This is a genomic window from Frankia sp. Allo2, assembly GCF_000733325.1.
GTDB classification, from domain to species: domain Bacteria; phylum Actinomycetota; class Actinomycetes; order Frankiales; family Frankiaceae; genus Frankia; species Frankia casuarinae.
Map to the genome: position 1 here is coordinate 67,634 of NZ_JPHT01000003.1, position 20,206 is coordinate 87,839.

Annotated in this window: 16 protein-coding genes; 6 read left to right on the forward strand and 10 right to left on the reverse strand. The window is 71.1% G+C overall.

All coding sequences use genetic code 11. From position 1 onward, the window contains the following. Nucleotides 1-74: 74 nt before the first annotated feature. Nucleotides 75-3,131: a UPF0182 family protein gene (locus ALLO2_RS03910; protein WP_035729804.1), complete on the reverse strand. Its 3,057-nt coding sequence runs from the start codon at nt 3,129-3,131 to the stop codon at nt 75-77. A 102-nt stretch (nt 3,132-3,233) separates the two neighbouring features. On the opposite strand from ALLO2_RS03910, the gene ALLO2_RS03915 reads away from it, so the two are divergent. Then, complete coding sequence (locus tag ALLO2_RS03915; protein WP_011438157.1) at nt 3,234-3,740, forward strand: PPA1309 family protein; 507 nt, start codon at nt 3,234-3,236, stop codon at nt 3,738-3,740. 112 nt (nt 3,741-3,852) lie between these two features. On the opposite strand, the gene ALLO2_RS03920 is transcribed toward ALLO2_RS03915, so the two are convergent. The 3 genes from ALLO2_RS03920 to ALLO2_RS03930 all read right to left on the reverse strand — a co-directional run bounded on the left by ALLO2_RS03920 (nt 3,853) and on the right by ALLO2_RS03930 (nt 6,084). Further along, a complete protein-coding gene (locus ALLO2_RS03920) occupies nt 3,853-4,890 on the reverse strand; it encodes a PDZ domain-containing protein (RefSeq protein WP_035729807.1) in 1,038 nt (345 codons plus the stop codon). A gap of 282 nt (nt 4,891-5,172) precedes the next feature. Beyond that, nucleotides 5,173-5,448, reverse strand: a complete 276-nt coding sequence (locus ALLO2_RS03925) for a hypothetical protein (protein ID WP_011438159.1) — start codon at nt 5,446-5,448, stop codon at nt 5,173-5,175. A gap of 60 nt (nt 5,449-5,508) precedes the next feature. After that, entirely contained in the window at nt 5,509-6,084 is a 576-nt protein-coding gene (locus tag ALLO2_RS03930; RefSeq protein WP_232234868.1) for a molybdenum cofactor biosynthesis protein MoaE, read from the reverse strand. Between the two features lie 120 nt (nt 6,085-6,204). Here ALLO2_RS03930 and ALLO2_RS03935 point away from each other — a divergent pair, with 120 nt between their 5' ends. From ALLO2_RS03935 to ALLO2_RS03945, 3 genes are all read left to right on the forward strand, one after another. Then, entirely contained in the window at nt 6,205-7,572 is a 1,368-nt protein-coding gene (locus tag ALLO2_RS03935; protein ID WP_035729809.1) for a zinc-dependent metalloprotease, read from the forward strand. A gap of 177 nt (nt 7,573-7,749) precedes the next feature. Then, entirely contained in the window at nt 7,750-9,030 is a 1,281-nt protein-coding gene (locus ALLO2_RS03940; RefSeq protein WP_023841365.1) for a ThiF family adenylyltransferase, read from the forward strand. 113 nt (nt 9,031-9,143) lie between these two features. Further along, nucleotides 9,144-10,868, forward strand: coding sequence for an AarF/ABC1/UbiB kinase family protein (locus ALLO2_RS03945; RefSeq protein WP_035729811.1), 1,725 nt, complete (start codon nt 9,144-9,146; stop codon nt 10,866-10,868). Between the two features lie 17 nt (nt 10,869-10,885). Here the strand turns inward: ALLO2_RS03945 and ALLO2_RS03950 are convergent, their stop codons facing one another. The 4 genes from ALLO2_RS03950 to ALLO2_RS03965 all read right to left on the reverse strand — a co-directional run bounded on the left by ALLO2_RS03950 (nt 10,886) and on the right by ALLO2_RS03965 (nt 15,670). Then, on the reverse strand, nt 10,886-12,436 hold the full coding sequence (locus ALLO2_RS03950) for an alkaline phosphatase family protein (protein WP_084588347.1): 1,551 nt from the start codon (nt 12,434-12,436) through the stop codon (nt 10,886-10,888). Nucleotides 12,437-12,582: 146 nt separating this feature from the next. After that, a complete protein-coding gene (locus tag ALLO2_RS03955) occupies nt 12,583-12,873 on the reverse strand; it encodes a WhiB family transcriptional regulator (RefSeq protein WP_011438164.1) in 291 nt (96 codons plus the stop codon). Nucleotides 12,874-12,983: 110 nt separating this feature from the next. Further along, a complete protein-coding gene (locus ALLO2_RS03960) occupies nt 12,984-13,259 on the reverse strand; it encodes a hypothetical protein (RefSeq protein WP_011438165.1) in 276 nt (91 codons plus the stop codon). A 200-nt stretch (nt 13,260-13,459) separates the two neighbouring features. Further along, nucleotides 13,460-15,670, reverse strand: a complete 2,211-nt coding sequence (locus ALLO2_RS03965; protein WP_035729817.1) for an ATP-dependent DNA helicase UvrD2 — start codon at nt 15,668-15,670, stop codon at nt 13,460-13,462. 94 nt (nt 15,671-15,764) lie between these two features. On the opposite strand from ALLO2_RS03965, the gene ALLO2_RS03970 reads away from it, so the two are divergent. Continuing rightward, nucleotides 15,765-16,004 (forward strand): mycoredoxin, encoded by a 240-nt coding sequence (locus tag ALLO2_RS03970; RefSeq protein WP_011438167.1) that lies wholly within the window; start codon nt 15,765-15,767, stop codon nt 16,002-16,004. A gap of 113 nt (nt 16,005-16,117) precedes the next feature. After that, a complete protein-coding gene (locus ALLO2_RS03975; protein WP_035729818.1) occupies nt 16,118-17,281 on the forward strand; it encodes a GAF and ANTAR domain-containing protein in 1,164 nt (387 codons plus the stop codon). A 79-nt stretch (nt 17,282-17,360) separates the two neighbouring features. Here the strand turns inward: ALLO2_RS03975 and ALLO2_RS03980 are convergent, their stop codons facing one another. Next, nucleotides 17,361-18,707 (reverse strand): pitrilysin family protein, encoded by a 1,347-nt coding sequence (locus ALLO2_RS03980; RefSeq protein ID WP_035729819.1) that lies wholly within the window; start codon nt 18,705-18,707, stop codon nt 17,361-17,363. Further along, on the reverse strand, nt 18,704-20,005 hold the full coding sequence (locus tag ALLO2_RS03985; protein ID WP_011438170.1) for a pitrilysin family protein: 1,302 nt from the start codon (nt 20,003-20,005) through the stop codon (nt 18,704-18,706). Before ALLO2_RS03985 ends, ALLO2_RS03980 begins: the two co-directional genes overlap by 4 nt. Nucleotides 20,006-20,206: the final 201 nt, after the last annotated feature.

Genomic DNA, 20,206 nt, shown 5'->3' on the forward strand with positions numbered 1-20,206 from the left:
TGTGTCTTCACTATACAGGGCCGCCATCGGCGGCTGTCAAATCGATGGCGGCCCCAATTTCGGAACTTTCGGGACTAGCCGGGCGCCGGGGCGGCCCGGGCCCCCGGTGGACCGGGAGTGTCGCCGCCGGCCACGGTCGCCGAAGGAGACGGAGCCGGTGGTTTGGCTGCCGGTGACGCGGGGACCGGTGACGCGGGCACCGACGCACCGGCCCGTGTCGCCGTGGCAGCGGGCGGTGTCGCCGCCGGACTCGACAGAGTACGCAGGCGACCCAGCGCATCAGCCAGCTCGCTCTGGGCCTTCCCGTAGGCGGTGAAGTCCGGCGGGCTCTTGCGCAGAGCGTCCTGCCCCGCCTGGTAGGCGCGGTCGGCGTCGCCCACGGCGTCCTGCAGCGCGGTCTGCCCCGGCGGCGGGACGCCGGCCCCGCCCTGCCCGGATCTGGGAGCCGGCGTGCCGTCCTGACCGGCGTCCGTGGTCGTGGCCCCGATGCCGGCCCCGGCCGCCGCGGCACCGGCACCGGCACCGAAGACCTTGTCCAGGGCCTCACCCAGCGAGGCACCGAAACCGATGCGGTCGCCGAAGGCCGTGGCGACCCCCTGCAGGGTCGGGTAGCCGGTGCTCCCTCTGGCCTGGACGTAGTAGGGCTCGACGTAGAGCAGGCCGCCGGCCAGGGGCAGGGTCAGCAGGTTGCCCTCGATCGTGGTCGCTCCCCCGCTGCGCCATAGCGACAGCTGTTTGGCCACGTCGCCGTTGCCCTCGATGGCGTTCTGCACCTGGACCGGACCGTTGATCGTGTTCCCCGCCGGCAGTTTGAGCAGGGTGAACCGGCCGTAGTTGGCGGGGTCACTGGACACCGCCATGTACGCCGCGAGCTTCGAGGACCGGGCGGAGATCAACGGTGAGGTGAGGTTGTAGGACGGGTCTTTGCGCCCGGGAAGCTGGCTGTAGACGTAGAACGGCGGCTGGGGTTGCCCGCTTCCATCCGGCGAGTCGGACACATCCCAGAAGTCCTCCTGGGAGTAGAAGTCCCGCGGGTTGGAGATGTGGTACTGCCCGATCAGATCGCGCTGGACCTTGAACAGGTCCTCCGGATAACGCAAGTGTGCTCGGAGGGACGGCGGGATGTCACTCTTCGGCTTCACCGTGTCCGGGAACGCCTTCATCCAGGTCCGTAGCACCGGGTCGGACTCGTCCCAGGCGTAGAGGGTGACGGTGCCGTTGTAGGCGTCCACCGTCGCCTTCACCGAGTTACGGATGTAGTTGACCTGGTTCGAGGCCTGCCGGGTGCGGTTGCCACTCTGGGTGGTCACCGAGTCGGCGGTCACGTCACCCAGGGTGCGCCGGGCGGAGTAAGGATAGCCGTCGGAGGTTGTGTAACCATCGAGAATCCAGGTCACCCGGCCATTGACGATCGCCGGGTACGGGTCTCCGTCGAGGGTGAGCCAGGGCGCTGCCTTGCTCACCCGGTCCCGCGGGTTTCGCTCGTCCAGGATCCGGGAGTTCTTCGTGATGTCACCGGAGAGCAGGATGTTCTTCTCCCCGAACCGCAGCGCGAACAGCGCCCGACGGAAGGTCGAGCCGATCGAGACCCCACCGTCGCCCTGGTAGGTCGTGGTGACCNGGGTTTCTCCCGGCCCCGGCCCATCGATCTCCATCTGCCTGGTGCCGACGATGGAATACGACGGCGACATCTCCCCGAAGTAGACCCGGTTCTCCTTGATACCGAAGGTACCGTCCTGCGGGAAACCGCTCACGCCGTGATCGAAGTCGGGGCGCCCCACGTCGACGGTGTTCGACGGCGCCGCGACAAATCCCTTGCCGTGGGTATAGGTCAGGTGCTCGTTGATCCAGTTGCGCTGCTGCGTTCCCAGCCCGGCCTGGTTCAGCTCCCGCACCGATACCACGTAGTCCTGGGTCGTCGACTTCTTGTCCGCCCCTGTGACGGTGTACCGGTCGACGTCGAGCGTCGGCGGGAAACCATAGTAGCCGCGGAACTGCTGGAGCTGCTGGAACGTCCGGGAGAGTTTGCTGGGGTCGAGTAGACGGATGTTGGGGACCGTGCCGGTGTCGGCGGCGACCTGCTGGGCGGTGACGTCGGTGCTGGCGGCATAGTCCTGCGGCTCGACGTCCTGGATGCCGTAGGCGGCCCGGGTCGCCGCGATGTTGCGCGCGATGTAGGGCTCCTCGCGGGTCGCCTCGTTCGGCCGGACCTGGAACTGCTGGACGATCGCCGGGTAGATCCCGCCGATCACCACCGAGGACAGGACAAGGATGCCCGCGCCGAGCAGCGGCAGCGTCCAGCCCCGCTGGAAGATGTTGTAGATGAACAGCACCGCGCAGGCCAGCGAGATGAACAGCAGGATCAGCTTCGCCGGCAGCACGGCGTGCACATCGGTGTAGGACGCACCGGTCCCCACCCCGCGCGAGGAGAACACCGAGCCGAACCGGTCGAGGTAGTACGCCCACGCCTTAAGCAGGGCGAGCAGCCCGAGTAGCACCGAGATGTGCGCCTTCGCCGCCGGGGTCACCCGTTCCCCCGTGGTCTGCATCCGGATTCCGCCGAACAGGTAGTGGGTCAGCAGGGTGACGAGCAACNACAGCAGCACCGCGGTCAGCAGGAAGCCGAGCAGGAACCGCTGGAAGGGATAGCTGAACGCGTAATAGCTGATATCCCGGTGAAACTGCAGATCAGGGGNCCCGAAAGACTCGCCGTTCACCCACAGCAGCCACGTCCGCCACTGGCCGGCGGCGGACAGGCCCGCGGCCAGGCCGAACAGCGTCGTGACCGCGAGCAGGATCAGCAGCATATACGGCTCGATCACCGACCGGTAGCGTTCCAGGTTCTGCTGCTCGGTCGACAACGGCCGAAGCGGCGGCCGTAGCCGGTACGCAAGTACGATGTTGGTCCCGACGATGATCGCCATTACCACGCCGAAGAGGACGAACAGCAAAATCCGGGTGTAGAGGACAGTGGTGAACACCCTGCTGAAGTCGATCGAGCGGTAGAACAGCAGGTCAGTGTATAGCCGGGTGAAGATGGCGATGATCGTAATCGCGAGGACGATGACAAGCAGCACCGGCACGAGCACCTTGGTGCGGGTCAGCACCGGGCGGCGACTGGTGGTTGCCACAGGTTCCTCCGTGCGTCGGTGATTCGGTGNTTCGGGGCGCGTACCGCCCTAGTACGGCAACCTACGCCAGGGGCTCTGGGGGAGATCGGAGAGGATGGGTCGGTGAACAGCCCGAACATCACGGAGTTGACCTCCGTCGTACTCGAGGTCGAGCGGCACGTCGCCGATTCCGGGTGGGATCAGCCCAGCCAGGTCTACGCGCTGGCCGACACCGCCGACCTGCTGGCGCGAGAACCCGCGCTGGCCCCCCACATCGGAGACTCCCCGCCTGGGTCGCTGACCCCGGTCGAGCAGGAACCGCTGCCGGTGGGGCGGCTCGACGAGGTGCTGGCGGGGATCGGATGGCCGCCGGAGGTGCTCGGATGCGTGCTGGTCACCGAGCTTGTCGTCCTGCCGCCCAGCGCGGAGGAGGAGGCTCCGTACTCCGATCACGAGATCGAGTACTGGGCGGCGAACCATCCCGAACGCCAGGACGTCCGCCTCGCCGTCGGGGTCACCCGCAGCGGGCTGCACGCGTCCTGCCTGCGAGTCCGCGGGGACGACGAACTCGTCATCGATCCGGATCTGGCCGACAACCTCGTCGACGGACTGCTCGCGACCTTCCAGTGAGTCGACCCGGCGGGCGGCGGCGCACGGCAGCCGCCCGCCCTCTTCCGGCGCCACCGGGCACAACGGCGCCACCGGGCACGCGGATGGCGCATGGCACGCGGATGGGGCGCGCTCAGCAGGAGGGCACCGCCGCGGCCGGATTCGTCCGGAGGGCGTCGACGGCCTTCAGCGCGCCCGCCAGCGATTCCACCTTCACCAGGCGCGGACCGCCGGAGTCGATCGCGCGGGCGTCACCGCAGTTCCCCGCGGGGACCAGGAAGATCGATGCCCCGGACGCCCTGGCCCCGAGGATCTTCTGCTGGATACCGCCGATCGGTCCCACCTCACCGGCGGAGGTGATCGTCCCGGTGCCAGCAATGATCCTTCCTCCGGTCAACGCGCCGGGGGTGAGAAGGTCCACGATGCCCATCGCGAACATCAGCCCGGCACTCGGCCCGCCGACATCGGAGATGCGGATACGAACCGTGAACGGGTAGGTCCGCTTCTCCGTCGTGGTGACACCGATCATGGCACGAGCGGGGTCGTCGGTGGCGGCCCGGGTCGTGACGGTGGCCGTGGCCGTCTTTCCGTCGCGCCGATAGGTGACCGTCACAGGATGGCCCGGAGCCACCTTCCCGATCTGCCGGCGCAGCTCCTCCTGGTTGGCCACGGCCATCCCACCGACCTGCACGATCACATCGCCCGGCATCAGCTTGCCGGTGGCCGGGGAGCCCGTGGGGACCCCGGCGACCGCGACCGAACGGCCGGTGGGCGCGATACCGAGCTGCGCGAGCGCTGCCGCGGTCGCCTGGTCCTGTGAGTCGAGCATCGCCTGCGCGTTCTCCTGCTGGATCTGCTCCTGGCTCGAACCGGGCGGCCTGATCAGCTCGCTGGGGACCACCGCCCGGTCGGAGTCGGACCAGTCCCGCAGCGCGGTGACGAGGTTGAGCCGGGGCGTCTCCTCGACCGTGGTCAGTTCGAGCTTGCCGGCGGTCGGATAGGTCCGCCGGCCGTCCACGGTGATCAAGGACGTCCCGTCAACGCTGCCGAGGGTGTCGGTGACCGGCCCGGGGGCCAAGGTGACGAACGGTACCGGCATCCACAGCCCCGCGACCACGAGAACCAAGGCCAGTACCGACGCGACCACGAGGGTCTGGGTGCGCCGGACCATGCTCGCAGTCTATGTATCAGGGCTCACGACCCTCGTCCCGGCGTCCGGGAACCGAGGTTCGCCACGACGGTCCGGGGTTGCGATGATCGACACCGAAAGGCATTCGGTGGCCCGAAAGGCGCGGCGGAAGGCCGTGGCAGAGTCCGGAAGGCCGCGCGGCGGGCCGGGAGGTGGGGAGTAAAGAACGAGATCGAAAGCACGGCCGAGGGACTCGAAGGACCACTCGGTCCTGAACCGCCGTCCGGCGGCCGGTGAGACGCCCCGGCCGCCGGACGGAAACGGTCAGATGGACTCGGGCGGCGGCGCCGTGTGTCTCGCGGACAACGGCGCCCCGGCCGAGGCGGACCGCCCGGGATGACCGGGATGACCGGGTTCGTCAAGGGCGGTAACGGTACGAACCTCGTGCTGGGCGGGGATCGGTCGGGCCAGCGCGGCCATACTGCGCCGATAGCCCTCAATCGTGATCATGGCTTCGGAGGTGCGGTCGGGACGGCTGCGTAGGGTGACCCACGCAAGAGTTATGAGCACGGCGACGGGGGGGATCAACAGGAACCACATGGGAGCCTCGACGTCGAGACGGGCAAGAAGATGACTTATTTCTATCGTAGGGTGCCCCGATCAGCAGGCGCCTACCCATTCCGCCGCGCCATCCGCAAAAATCTGGTGTTTCCAAATGGGAACCTGCTCCTTGATGTCATCGATCAGACGACGACAGGCGGCAAAAGCCTCCGCCCGGTGGGCCGCGCCGACCGCCACGATCACGGCGGTGTCCCCGACGGCGAGGTGACCGGTACGGTGGACCACCGCGACGGCCAGCACCGGTGCGGTCGCGGCGACGTCGCCGGCGACCCGGGCGATCTCCGTGCCGGCCCGGGGATGCGCCTGATACGTCAGGTCGGTCACCCCGCGGCCCTGGTCATGGCCCCGGACAGTGCCCACAAACAGGGCAATCCCCCCCACGCCAGGGGACCGCACAGCGGCCATGCACTCGTCCACCGACAGGACGCCGTCCCGGATCTCCGCGAGCGTCACCCGCGCGACCGGGTCCGGGTCCGGCACGGACGGCACGGACGGCACGGACGGCACGGACGGCACGGACGGCACGGACGGCACGGACGGCACGGACGACGGAGGTGGCGCGGGCGGGGCGGGCGCGATCGGCGGGGCCCCCGCCGGAGAACACGTCGGTTCCACAGCTACGACCGTAACGGTCGGGGCCAGCGCCGTTTCGCCCGTCGGGCAGAAAACGCATTACCGTGGGTTCATGTGCCAACCGTGCGTGCGACTGCCCGCCTCCCGAGGAGGCTACGGCCGATGAGTGGCAACTTCCCGTTCGGCTTCACGCCCGCTGGCGGCGGCGACGAGCCCCGGCCCCCCTTCGGTGGCGGCGCCCCGTTCTTTGCCGAGCTCGAACGGCTGCTGTCCTGGCATGGCGGTCCGGTCAACTGGGAGCTGGCCCGCCAGGTGGCCGTCAGGTCCCTCGGCGACACCGACTCCGCGGTGTCCACGGCCCAGCGGGAGCCGGTGAGCGAGGCGATACGGATCGCCGACGTCTGGCTCGACGCGGTGACCTCGCTGCCGGCCGGAGCCACGGCGGCGCAGGCCTGGTCGCGGCAGGAGTGGATCGAGAAGACCCTGCCGGTCTGGCAGACCCTCTGCGACCCGATCGCCACGAAGGTCGCCGAGGCGATGCGCACTGGGATCTCCAGCGGGCTGAACCACCTCGGTGGTGGCGGGATCGAGCTGCCGAGTGAGCTGCGCGGCGCGCTGCCCCCGGGACTCGACCTCAGCGGGCTGATGGCCACCGGCGGCCCGATCATGCAGATGATGGACCGGGTCGGCGGGATGCTGTTCGGCGCCCAGGTGGGGCAGGCGATCGGCACCCTGGCCGCCGAGGTCGTCTCCTCCACTGAGGTCGGGCTGCCACTCGGACCGGTCGGGACCGCCGCCCTGATCCCGGCGGGTGTCGTCGCCTTCGGTCAGGGCCTGGAGATCCCCGAGGACGAGGTCCGCATCTACCTGGCGCTGCGGGAGGCCGCGTCCAGCCGGCTGTTCGCGCACGTCCCCTGGCTACGCGCCCACGTCCTGGGCGCGGTGGAGGAGTACGCCCGCGGCATCGCGGTGGATACCGAGGCCGTCGGACGGGTGATGCGGATGGTCGACCCGACGGCGTTGATGAACCCTGAACGGCTGTCGGAGGCGCTCGGCGAGGACGTGTTCAGCGACGCCACCACCCCCGAGCAGAAGGCCGCGCTCGCCCGTCTCGAACTGATCCTCGCGCTGATCGAGGGCTGGGTCGATCATGTGACGGACGCCGCGGCCACCGGTCATCTGCCGGCCGCGGGCAAACTGCGCGAGATGGTGCGGCGCCGTCGCGCCGAAGGCGGTCCGGGCGAGCAGACCTTCGCCACGCTGGTCGGTCTCTCCCTGCGGCCACGCAAGCTGCGGGAGGCCGCCGCCCTGTGGGAGGCGGTACGGGACGCCCGGGGTCACGAGGGTCGCGACGCGCTGTGGGCGCATCCCGATCTGCTGCCCACCGCGGCAGATCTCGCCGCCCCGGAGGCGTTCGTGTCCGGCGCGTCGTCGAGCGCGCTCGACGACCCGATNGGTNAAATCGAGAANCNCCGCGGCNCCCCACCCGCCGATGGCGGATCCGACGGGCCGGACAACCCGGACAGGTAACCCGGACGGACCAGTGATGATCCACAGTTTCGTCCACAGCACGTCCACAGCGATCCACGGGTGTTCATCCTTCGCCGGTCGGACGTGCCACGCTGAGGATCCGCCGGTCGCCGTGACCGGCCCGTCCTGGTCCGATTCCCCGGCCTCAACCGGCCGGCGGGAACACCCGGAGGATCCATGCGCCCGATCCTCAAGCCGGGCCTGCGCCGGCTCTGGCACAACAGCTCCACCCTGCAGCTCGGTATCGACACCGCACGCGCCGTCATCCTCGCCGACCTGGCCCCGTCGGACGCCGCCCTGCTCGACGCCCTCGACGGCAGCCGCACGCTGGAGCAGCTGCGTCTCGATGGCACTCCCGCCGGCCGGGTCCTGCTCGACCTGCTCGCCGAGGCCGGTCTGCTGGACGACGCCACGGCGCCTCCCGGTGCGGCACCGCTGCCCGCGGTCGAGCATGACCGTCTGTCGCCCGACCTGGCGGCGCTGTCCCTGGTGTCGGAGGATCCGGCCGGTGCCCGCCGGGTCCTCGCCACCCGCCGGGCGATGCGGGTCCTCGTGCGCGGCGCCGGTCGCGTCGGTGCTCAGGTCGCGGCCCTGCTCGCCGCGGCCGGGATCGGTCGGGTCGTCATCGACGATCCCGAGGTGACGACCGCCGCCGACGTCTCCCCGGGCGGCCTGCGCCTCGACGACGTGGGGCGTCCCCGGTCCCTGGCCACCGGCGCGGCGGTGACCCGGGCCAGCCGGCAGGGCGCCGGGCACCGTCGGCCCGACGAGGACCGGTTCGCCGCGGATCTGATCGTGCTGGCTCCGGTCGGTCTGCCGATGATCCACCCTGGGGAGTGCCTCGATCTGGAAGGCCGAGGCACCGCCCATCTCGTGGCCGGAGTGCGGGAGACCACGGGGATCGTCGGTCCGCTCGTCGTGCCGACCGTGACCGCGTGCCTGCACTGCCAGCACCTCCACCGGTACTCCCGGAACCCGGTCTGGCCGGTGCTCGCCATGCAGATGGTCCACCGCCCGGCCACCGGGCCGGACGCCTGCGAGATCACCCTGGCGGGTCTTGTCGCCGCGCTCACCGCCATGCAGGCCCTGGCCTTTCTGGACCTCGCCGCCTCGCCTCCACCCGACCTATCCGCCCTATCTGCCCTATCTGCCCTATCTGCCCCNCCCGACCTGTCCGGCGTCACGGGACCCGCCCCGGGCCAACATCCCGACAACTCGGACCATCTGCCACCGACAGCAAACAGCCATAATGAGACCTTCATTACATTGACTTCCCCGCGCACGGTCCTACCGGTGACCGCGGTCCTACCGGTGACCGCCGACGGCACGCTGGAGTTCACCGTTCCCGGCTGGCGGATTCGCCGACGCACCTGGCCGGTCCACCCCAACTGTCCCTGCCGCACCGCCCGATCGGCGGCCGCGTCGGCGGAGGCCTCTGCGCCGGTGGCACCCGCGTGACCGTTCCACCCCGCGGGCGGTCGCCGCGCCGGCGTCCTGGAGTCATTTGGCGTCCTGGAGTCATTACGCCTGGCCGGCACCCGTGACGACGCGGAACAGGGCACGATGGAGCAGTGTCCGAGATCCCACGGCGGGCCGTCGTCCGCACCGCCAAGCTGGCCACGCTTCCCATCGGAATAGCCGGCCGAGCCNCCCTCGGCGTCGGCAAACGCATCGGTGGTCGCCCCGCCGAGGCCGTCGCCTCCGAGCTCCAGCAGCGCACCGCCGCGCAGATCTTCCGGGTGCTCGGGGAGCTCAAGGGTGGCGCCATGAAACTGGGCCAGGCGCTGTCCGTCTTCGAGGCGGTGCTTCCCGACGACGTCGCCGGGCCATACCGGGCGGCGCTGACCAGGCTGCAGGAGGCGGCGCCCCCGCTGCCGGCGGCAGTGGTGCACCGCGTGCTCGCCGAGGAGCTCGGAGCGGACTGGCGCTCGCTGTTCACGAGCTTCGACGACGTTCCGGCGGCGGCGGCCAGCATCGGCCAGGTGCATCGGGCGGTCTGGGCTGACGGCCGAGCCGTCGCGGTGAAGGTGCAGTATCCGGGAGCGGGTCCCGCTCTGCTCGCCGATCTCACCCAGCTCGGCCGGGCCGCTCGGCTGTTCGGCGCGGTCACNCCCGGATTGGACATCAAGCCGCTGGTCGAGGAGCTCAAGGCCCGAATCGCCGAGGAGCTCGACTATCGGTTGGAGGCCGCCTGGCAGGGGGCCTTCGCCGAGGCGTACGCGGACGACCCGGACGTCGTCATCCCCCGGCCGCTGGCCGGTTCTGGCCGGGTGCTCGTGAGCGAGTGGATCGAGGGAATACCCCTGTCCGTCATCATCGCGGACGGTACCCCGCAGCAGCGCGACACCGCCGGCCTGCTGCTCGTGCGGTTTCTCTATTCCTGCCCGGGTCGCGCCGGTCTGCTGCACGCTGATCCGCATCCCGGCAACTTCCGCCTGCTGTCCGACGGGCGGCTCGGCGTCCTGGACTTCGGCGCCGTGAACCGCCTGCCGGACGGCCTGCCGGCGCCGATCGGCCGGCTGGCTCGACAGACCCTGGCCGGGGACGCCGACGCCGTCGAGCAGGGACTGCGCCGCGAGGGCTTCATCCCGCCGTCGGCCGAAATCCGAGCCGAGGACCTGCTGGATTATCTGGCCCCGATGCTGGAGCCGATCGCGGTGGAGGAGTTCACCTTCTCCCGAGGCTGGCTGCGCAAGGAGGCCGCCAGGCTCGGAGACTGGCGGTCGGCGGCGGCACAGCTCGGTCGCCAGCTCAATCTGCCGCCGTCGTACCTGCTCATCCACCGGGTGACACTCGGCGCGATCGGCATCCTGTGCCAGCTGGGCAGCACCGGCCGCTTCCGGGACGAGATGGAGCGCTGGCAACCCGGGTTCGCCGAACCGGGGACGGCGACCGCCCGCGCGGCCGAGGACGCCAACCGGCCCGGTCGTCCCCTGCCCGCTCTCCCCGTCCAGGACGAGGCCGGAATCGTCCGGCCGCTGGACGGCCCGGTCGTTCTGGCCGGCGGGTTGCCCGGCCCGCGCAAACCCCGCAGACCAGGACGGACCGGCAGGACGACCAAGGCCCGCAAGGCCGGGAGGTCGGCGGCCGACACCGCTCCGGCGACTGCCGACGACCTGGCCACCGCCCCCGCGGCGCTGCCCCTACAGGCCGAGCCGGCCGAACCGAGCCGGCCCTCTACCCCGGCGAACCGCTCCGCCGCGGCTCGACCCGGGTCGGGCCGCAAGGCCGCCCCGCGCCGGGCACCGGACGAGGAGTCGTTCTCCGACCCCGCAACCGTGACCGACGCTTATTGACGGGCTGGCCCGGCGGGTCAACCCCCCGGCTGCTCGACGATGTCAACGATGTCGACGCCGAGGTACAGGAAGCCGTATCCCTCGTCCCGGAAACGCACCCCGGCGGCGCGCAGCGCAGCCCCCCAGTCGCCCTGGCAGGTGGGATCCGCCGCCTCCGAGCCGTGGTCGGCGGTCAGCAGGATCGCGGTCTCGGCCAGCAGATCCCGCTCGGCGAGCAGGTCGAGGAAGGCGCACAACCGGGCGTCCGCGTCCCGCAGCGCGGCGCGGGCCTGCTCGGAGTACGGGCCGCCCCCGTGATGCCCGGTGTCGGTGATGGTGGTGTTCCACCACATCAGGTCCGGGGGCACCGCGTCCGCCGCCCAGAGCTGCTGGACCTGCGCGAGGCCGAGCGCGTCCACCCGGGTGGACCAGGCATAGTCGGCGTTCTCCCCTACCCAGCGGGCGGTGGCGTGCGGGTCGCCGTCGGCCGCAGGCAGGTAGTCCCCCATATCGCCGGCCCCGCCGTGGTTACCGGCGGCCCGCACGAGCCCGAAGGTCGAGTAGTCCGCACCCCGGTCGACCGGTTCGTTCACGCAGGCGCTGGTCGCCCCGGGTCGGTCGCGCGCGAGGGCCTCGAACAGCGTCTCCACCCCGTCCCGAAGCTGATCGCACGCGGAATGCCAGGTCCGCACGTCGTTGACGATGACCTGCTCGCCGGTCGCCCGGTCGAAGTACACGTTGTGCAGGATGCCGTGCCGGCCCGGCCCGACTCCGGTGAGCGCGGAGGTGTGGTTGGTCAACGTGACGCTGGGGAACTCGGCGATCGCGCCGCCGGTCAGGGCCGTCCCGGTGGCAAGCAGACGCGCGACCCCCGGCAGCTCGCCGGCGTGCGCGAGGTGCAGGACGTCGTTGCTGTTGGCCCCGTCCCAGAGCAGGCCGACGACGTGCCGGGCCCCTGGCCCCACCAGATCGGTGAGCGGCGTCCCCTCCACATCCGCCATGGTCACGCCGGCGAGGGCCGCGAGGGTGGGTCCGATGTCGATGACCCGCGCCGCGCGGGCGTGCGGGCCCCGGGCCCGCACGCCCGCGCCGGACAGGATCAGCGGAGCCCGGGACTGGCCGGCATCCAACGATCCGTGCTCACCCAGGTGGCCGCCGCGGTCGGGCCAGTAGTGCCGGGGGGTGTGTACGACGATCAGATCGGGTGAACGGCTGGGATCGGCGAAGGCGGACAGCAGTCGCCGTCCGGCGAACGGGTAGGAGTTGCGCTCGTTCGGTGGTGACGGGTCGGCGAGCGCCGCCGCGAGCGGCACGCCGTGCATCGGATCCTCCGACCCGAGCGGATCACGCCCGAAGCGAAGTTCCCGGGGACCGTCCGGATCGGCCACCGGCAACCGCGACGAACCGATCGCGTTCGCCACGTAGAGCCAGCCGGAATCGACCCAGGCCACGAGATCCACGATCGCGGCCAGCTCGGGACCGGTGAGGATGGCAACGGCCAGAGAAAGATCGTCGGATGCGGCCAGTCCCGGCGCTCCGGCCGGACCCGCACCTGTGGACACCGGGTAGACACGCTCGCTGCTGGGCACGCCGGAACAGTACCGGGGCCGCAGGCACCAGCGGAAGAAAAGCGCGGCAACACCGGTGGGCGGAACACCGACGATCCGGTGTCCCGCCCGTGCTGGTGCGGCGATGCCACCGCCGCCCCCGTGTGATCAACGGGTGGCACGGGGGCTCAGGCGGCGACCTCTTCTTCCTTGCGCTCCTTGCGCGGACGGCCGCGGGGCCGCTTACGCGGGACGACGCTGCCGGTCACCAGCAGTTCGCCGCCCCACACTCCCCAGGGCTCGGCACGGTCCAGCGCGGCGGACAGGCACGCCGCCCGGATGGGACAGGTCCGGCAGACGGCCTTGGCGGTCTCCACGTCCGCCGGGGACTCAGCGAAGAACATGTCAGGATCTACGTCCCAGCAGGGCAGGACGAGACGATCCCGCTCGATCCGGGAAACGACCGAGGGGTCGAACACCGATGTCACCTCCGAGACAGGTTGGTCTTCGGGTGGGATGAAGGAAGCGAAACGACAAAGGCCGCAGTCCCCATCGGGATCCGCGGCCTCGGATTCGGCTCCAGTCGGCGCTAGTCCAGGAGCGGATCGTGGGCGGATCCCCGGAAGGTGAAGTGACGGTGTGCATAGCCGGACGCCAGCGCCACGCCCCCCGCCGGGTTCGGGAACGCGGACTCCTGGGCCGACAGATCATCGGCTTGGACCGTGGGGACGGCGGCGGACGTGCCACGGCCTGCGGACGCACCGACGACGGCACCGATGGCGGCACTCATCAATGCCGCGCCGTGCCGGTTCTCCCACGGACGGGTGATCTCGGCGACAGCTCTGTCCATCACGATGCTGAACACGACGAAATCACCTCCTTCTCTGTGGGCTCGGGAGTCCGTGGGCTCGGGAGTCCGTGGGACCCGGAGTCCGTGGGACCCGGAGTCCGTGGGACCCGGACGGGTGTCACTCCACATGCCCGCTTCAGGCGTCCTCGGTAACGGTAGAAGCTCGCCGCGCGAACCACAACATATTTTCTGTGTTGCGCCGCGAACACTTCCAGTTACGAAGCGTCGGGCGGCGTGTCGGACCCCAGTGACTCCACCACCAGCGGCGACCCGACCGGCGGCGTGCGCCCCGCGACGAGGGCGAGTACCTCCTCCCCGTAACGGTCGAGTTTGGCCTGTCCGATGCCGGGCAGCCGCACGAGCTCGGCCACCGTGCCCGGCCGGCTCTCGGCGATCGCCTGCAGCGTGGCGTCGGTGAAGACGACGAAGGCCGGTGCCCCCTGTTCCTTCGCCCGCGCCGAACGCCACACCCGCAGGCGCTCGAACAGCGCGGCGTCGACGTCGCCGGGGCAGCCCTCGCAGCGCCCGACCCGCGCGTGCACACCCGTCAACGACCGGCCGCACGTCCGGCACCGCACCGCCGACCTGCTCCGGGACCGACCCGGGCCGGTCTCCTCCGCCCCGGCCACGGGCCTCGTGCCCTCGCCTCGCCCCCCGTGGCGGACGCCGGCCGCGGACTCCCGGCGCATCGGACGCAGATCGTCGAGGAAGCGAGACGGCCGCCTCGACCGCCGGCCGCCCTCCGCCCGGGACAGCGCCCAGGACAGGACGAGGTGCCTACGGGCCCTGGTCACCCCGACGTAGAGCAGGCGACGTTCCTCGGCGATCTGCTCGGCGGTCCTGGCATGGACGAGGGGAAGCGTGCCCTCGGTCAGCCCGACGAGGAACACCGCATCCCATTCCAGGCCCTTGGCGGTGTGCAGGGTCGACAGGGTCACCCCCTGCACCGTCGGCTGATGCTCGTGGGTCGCGCGGTCGCCGAGCTCGGCGACGAAGGCCTCGAGGTCGGCCTCGGGCGAACGGGCGGCGAGATCGCCGGCCAGCCGGTGCAGCGCGGCGAGGTTCTCCCACTGTTCCCGCTCGGCGCCCGAGCCCACCGTCGGCTGGTCCGCCCGCCAGCCGAGCGCCGCGAGGATGTCGGCGACAGCGGCCGTGAGTCCCTCCGGGCGGTCGGTGTCGGCGGAGCGCACCGCGGCCCGCAGCAACCTCATGGCCGCGACGACCTCGGTCCGCTCGAAGAACTTCTCCCCGCCCCGGAGCAGGTAGGCGATACCGGCCCCGCCGATCGCCGCCTCATACGCCTCGGACTGGGCATTCGTGCGGTACAGCACGGCGATCTCACTCGCCGGCACGCCCTGGTCGAGCAGCCGGCGGATCCGGGACGCCACCGCGGCGGCTTCCGCCGGCTCGCTGTCGCACTCCAGCCACACCGGGGCGGGACCGTCCGGGCGAGCGGCGACGAGGCGGGCCGCCGGGGCCGCCCGCATCAGGGTGTTCGCGAGTCCGACCACCTGGGGGGTGGACCGGTAGTCTCGGATCAGACGCACCACGGCCGCGTCCGGGAACCGGCGCGGGAATCCGAGCAGGTGCTCGGGCGACGCCCCGGTGAACGAATAGATCGTCTGATGGGGGTCCCCGACGACACAGAGGCTGTCGCGCTCCCCCAGCCAGGCGTCGAGGACACGCTGTTGCAGGTCGTTGACATCCTGATACTCGTCAACGACGAAATGGCGGTATCTGGCCCTCACCTCGGCCGCGACCCAGCTGTGCTCCTCGATCATCGCCGCGGTCAGCAGCAGCAGATCCTCCATGTCGATCACACCGGCGTCGCGCTTGACCTCCTCGTACGCGGCGTAGAGCCGGGCGACCGTCTCGGGGGGAGCGGCGGTCTCCCGCCCGCTCGCCGCCGCCATCCGGGCGTAGTCCGCCGGGGTCACAAGCGTCGTCTTCGCCCACTCGACCTCCGAGGTGAGGTCGCGCAGCTCGGCCCGGTCCGGCCGCAGGTGCAGGCGGGCGGCCGCCCGCACCACGTACGGGATCTTGCTCTTCTCCACCTTGGGCAGCGCGACCCCGGCGACCGACGGCCAGAAGTACAACAGTTGCTTGAGAGCCGCGGAATGGAACGTCCTGGCCTGCACTCCATCGACACCCATGGCCCGCAACCGGCCGCGCAGCTCTCCCGCAGCCCTGNCCGTGAAGGTCACCGCCAGGATCTGGCCCGGCCCGACCCCCCCCTGCGCGACCATGTGCGCGACTCGATGGGTGATGGTGCGTGTCTTACCTGTACCGGCGCCGGCGAGGATGCAGACCGGTCCGAGCGGGGCTCCGGCCGCGGCCCGCTGTTCGGGATCGAGCGCGGCGAGCAGATCGTTGCCCGATCGCACACGGGCGGCCTGGGCGGCGAGGGCAGGCGGTCCGGACATCATCCGATACGGTAGTCCCCGCCGCGCGGCGGGAACCGACGGCGCCGCGGTGGGGTTACATGAACCGTTGTGTCACCAGCGGCTTGGAGGCCCTTTCGTGCTCACGATCTACACGACTTCCTGGTGTGGCTACTGTGTTCGGCTGAAGCGCCAACTCGACCATGCCGGCATCGAGTACACGACCGTTGATATCGAGCAGGACCCGACAGCAGAGCAACGTGTCCGCGATGCGAACAACGGGAACGCGACCGTGCCGACCGTGCTCTTTCCCGATGGCACTGTGATGACGAACCCGAGCCTTCGCCAAGTCACAGAGAAGGCCACTTCTGCCGCATAACGGATACGTAGAGCAACGACATCTCGGGAGTTCTTACCTTCCCACTGCACACGCGGCCGGCTCGTGGGACGGTGTCCGTTACTGCCCGTGAAGTTTGTGGGAGAGTTCGGCCTGTGTCGTCAGCACCTTCAGAACAGGCGTGGAGCACCGTCGATGCCGCGCTGCGGGCCGCCAGTGCCCTTCACCGGATGGAGACGGCCTGTTTCGTCGTGGTATCGACGACGACCGCGAGCTATCTCCGGGTAACAGGTCCCTCCCCTGGTCTCGACGAGGGAACGCACTATCCCCGGGGGGACAGCCTGGTCGCCCGCGTGCTCGACGGCACGCCCGCCACGGCGTCCGGTCTTGACCCGACGCACGCCGGATCCGACACGGCCGAATACCGCCAGCTCGGGATACGCAGCCATGTCACGATGCCGGTGGTCCGCACGGACGGTCGGCTGGTGGGCCTCCTCGTCGGCCTGGACCGTAGCAAGGTGATCGTATCGGCCGACATCCTGGCCCTGCTGCGCGGGGTAGCCGATGCACTCGCGGTCACCGGGGACGTTCCCGCGCCGAGCCCGCCGACGGTCTCCGCGAACGGTCCCCGCCCGCCCGGCGGCCCGCCCCCGCCGGGCCCACCGGCGACCCCGCGCCCACCGGGGCGGATACCCACCCCGCAGACCATCGCGCGGGCGGCCCGGCCCGGACCGCCGGGCCGGGCCGGGCCGGACCGGCCCGGACCGCCGTCCGCGGCGGGCGGAACCGGGGCGGGAACCGGCCCCCNCCNGACCCCCTCGGACATGCGCCTTCGACGTACTCCCGCCGGGTGGGTCGTGGAGGGCCCCGGAGCCGAGATCCGGCCGGTCGGCGACCTCCTCTCGGCAATGGTGCTCGCCGATCTGCTGGCCGAGGATCTCGCCCCGCCCGGCCGACCCCGCCGCCCCGATCGTGACCTGAGCGAGGTCGAGCAGCTCCGGCTGTCCGTCGTCCAGCTGGAACACGCGCTGGCCTCCCGCGTAATCGTGGAACAGGCCATCGGGGTCCTCGCCGAACGTAACCACATCCGCCCGCGGGAGGCCTTCGAGCGGCTGCGGCGCACCGCTCGCGGAATGGGACGCAGGGTGCACGATCTGGCTCGGCAGGTGGTCGATTCGGTTGGCGACCCACGCGCCGTGCTACCGGGCGAGCTCGGTGGGCGGGGCGGCAATCCACCGGGCGGTGGACCACCGGCACCGGGCCCCGGCGGCGGCGCGCCCCGCCCCGCGCCCCCGCGTCCCACCTCCACCAGGCGCTGAGCACGCCCCGCCGGGAGCGGGACCCCCGGGAGCGGGACCCCCGGGAGCGGGACCCCCGGGAGCGGGACGGGCCCGGTGCTCAGGTCGCGACGATGCCCAGTGCCCCCACGGTCGCGGAAATCCTGGCCGCGTCCCCGACGAGCACCGTGATCAGCTTTGCCGGGGCAAGCAGGTCCGCGGACACCGCCTGGATGTCGCCCACGCCGACCTCGGCGAGGGCGCGCGGGTGATCACGCAGGTACTCGACCCCGATCCCGGCCCCGGCCAGCGCCGACAGCGTCGAGGCGAGACCGGCGGCGGTCGCGCTGCCCAGTGCCAACGTGCCAACGGCGTATTGGCGGGCGGCGTCGAGCTCCTCCTCNCTGGGCGGNAGAANCGCCNTCCGCCCNAGCTCGTAGAAGATCTCCAGCAACGCGGGCCCGGTCACCTCGGTGGCGACGTCCGCTGCGACGGTGAACCGTGACCCTGCCTGGTAGTGATCGATCGAGCTGCGCGGGGAGTAGGTGTAGCCCTTGTCCTCGCGGATGTTGTTGACCAGCCGGGAACTGAAGTAACCACCGAAGATGGTGCTCGCCAGCCGCTGCGCCGGGTATCCGGCCGCGGAACGGCCCAGGGCCGGTCCGCCCAGCCTGATGTTGGTCTGCACGGCACCCGGACGGTCGACGATGACGATCGGGCCGGTGGTGAGGGCTGGGACCGGCGGGACGGTCCGCGCGGGCCCGCCCGTCCAACCGCCGAGCGCGGCGGAGACCGCCGCGAGAGCACGCGGCGCCGGCACGTCCCCGACCAGGGTGAGGATCGCGCCGGCCGGGGAGATCAGTTCGGCGTGCAGGGCCCGTACGTCCTCGGGGCCGACCTGTCCGACGGTCTCCGGCTCGGCGATGCCGGTGGCGTAGGGGTGGTCACCGAAGAGCCGGCCGAGCAGCGCCTCCCGGGCGATGACCGCGGGCTGGCTACAGGCGATCGCCGTGTCCTCGACGATCCGGTCGCGTTCGCCGGTGACCTCGTCGTCCGGGTAGGTGGCGCTGAGGAGCACCTCGGCCATGATTCCCAACAAGGGTTCGAGGTTCACCGCAAGGGCGGAACCGACGATGGCCAGCCGGTCGGCGTCAACCCCCGTCGACAACGATCCGCCCAGGCGCTGGACCTCGGTGGCCAGGCCCACCCGGTCGAAGCGGTGTGATCCGGTGAACAGCGTCTCCGCGAGCACCTCGGCCCGGGCCTGGTGCACGGCGCCGACGCCGGCGAAGGGGATCCGCAGCCGCACCTCGACCAGGGGCACACTGGCCCGCTCCACCACCAGCACCCGCAGACCGTTGTCGAGAGTGTGGTCGGTGACGGCCGGCAACTCCGCCGGGACGGTCGGGCGCACGGCCGGGATGACCGCCGCCCGGGTGGTCGTCGAGCTCAGCGCGCTGCCGCTCATGAGGCGGCGCCGGCACGCAGCTCCAGGACCGAGCGGCCCTGGTCGAGAAGCGTCCGGGCGGCCGCGGCGACGGCCTGCCCGGTCACCGCGGACAGTTCCGCGGGCAGTTCGTTCACCAACTCGGGACGTCCCCGTTGCAGCTCATGCACGGCCATGGCGAGTGCCCGTCCCAGCGCGTCGTCGGACTCACGCAGCAGCGAGGACGCCACCCGCGCCTGCACCCGCTCCAGCTCGCCGTCCGCNAGGCCCTCGCCCGCCAGCCGCGCCAGTTCCTCGTCGACGGCGGCGAGGACGGCGTCCGCGCTCGCGTCCTCGGACTGGCGGGCCTCCAGGGTCAGCAGCAGCGGGTCACGCTGCTCGAACGGATCCCCGAAGGTGCCAAGGTAGGTGCTCACACCGATGACCGAGCGATCCTTCTGCACCAGGCGGCGTTCGAGCCGGCTGGCGTCGCCGTCGCTGAGGATCTCGGTGAGCAGGTAGTAGGACAGGTAGGTGGACAGGTCTCCGATCGGGTCGGGCACCCGGTAGCCGACCGCCAGGGCGGCGCGCGGCGCGAGCGGGTCGGTCAGCACCGCCCGGCGCTCGGTACTCGGCACCGGCTCGGCGAAACTCACCCGCGTCGGCACCGAGCGGGCGGGGATGTCACCGAAGTACCGGTGGACGAAGGTGAGCGTCTCCTCCGGGTCGATGTCGCCGACGATGGTCAGCACGGCGTTGCCCGGTGCGTAGTACTTGTCGAAGAAGTCCTCGGCGTCGTCCAAGCTCGCGGCCTCGAGCTCGGAGAAATCCCCGTAGCCGTTGTGGGCGTTCGGAAAGGTGTCGAACGCGACCGGCGGCAGCTTGATCCAGGGAAATCCCCCGTAGGGGCGGTTCAGGACGTTGACCCGGATCTCCTCCTGCACCACGGCGATCTGGTTGTCCAGGTTCTGGCGGGTGATCTTCGGCGCCCGCATCCGGTCCGCCTCCAGGAACAGGGCCAGTTCGAGCGCCCCGGCCGGGAGCAGCTCGAAATAGTCCGTGTAGTCCGGGTGCGTCGATCCGTTGAAGATTCCGCCGGCGGCCTGGACGTGCTTCGGATGCTCGGCCTTACCGACGTTCTCGCTGCCCTGGAACATCAGGTGCTCGAACAGGTGAGCGAATCCGGTACGGCCCTCGGGCTCGGATCGAAACCCGACGTCGTAGTGCACCGAGACGGCCACCACCGGCGCGGTGTGGTCGGGGGCGAGCAGCACGCGCAGGCCGTTACCGAGCCGGGTCCGCTCGATCGGATAGGAGGATGCCGGCAGGGCCGACTTCACCGCGGTGGACGCGGCCGGGCCGGGTTCTCTAGGCGGGGACACAGTTGCCAACGCTACTGCCCGGCGGGCCGCGCCGGTGGCGAAGAGGACGCCCATCCCAAGTCATGGCCACGGGAGGCCGTGCCCCGACCCGCCCGGGACCGATTCCGCCGGCCGTCGGCGACGACCACGGGCGGCCCCGCCCAGACGACGAGGTGCGGG

Bases quoted from the DNA above. Each gene is read 5' to 3' on its own strand.
- ALLO2_RS03920 (WP_035729807.1), bottom strand. From the start codon at position 4,890: ATGGTCCGGCGCACCCAGACCCTCGTGGTCGCGTCGGTACTGGCCTTG.
- ALLO2_RS03925 (WP_011438159.1), bottom strand. From the start codon at position 5,448: ATGTGGTTCCTGTTGATCCCCCCCGTCGCCGTGCTCATAACTCTTGCG.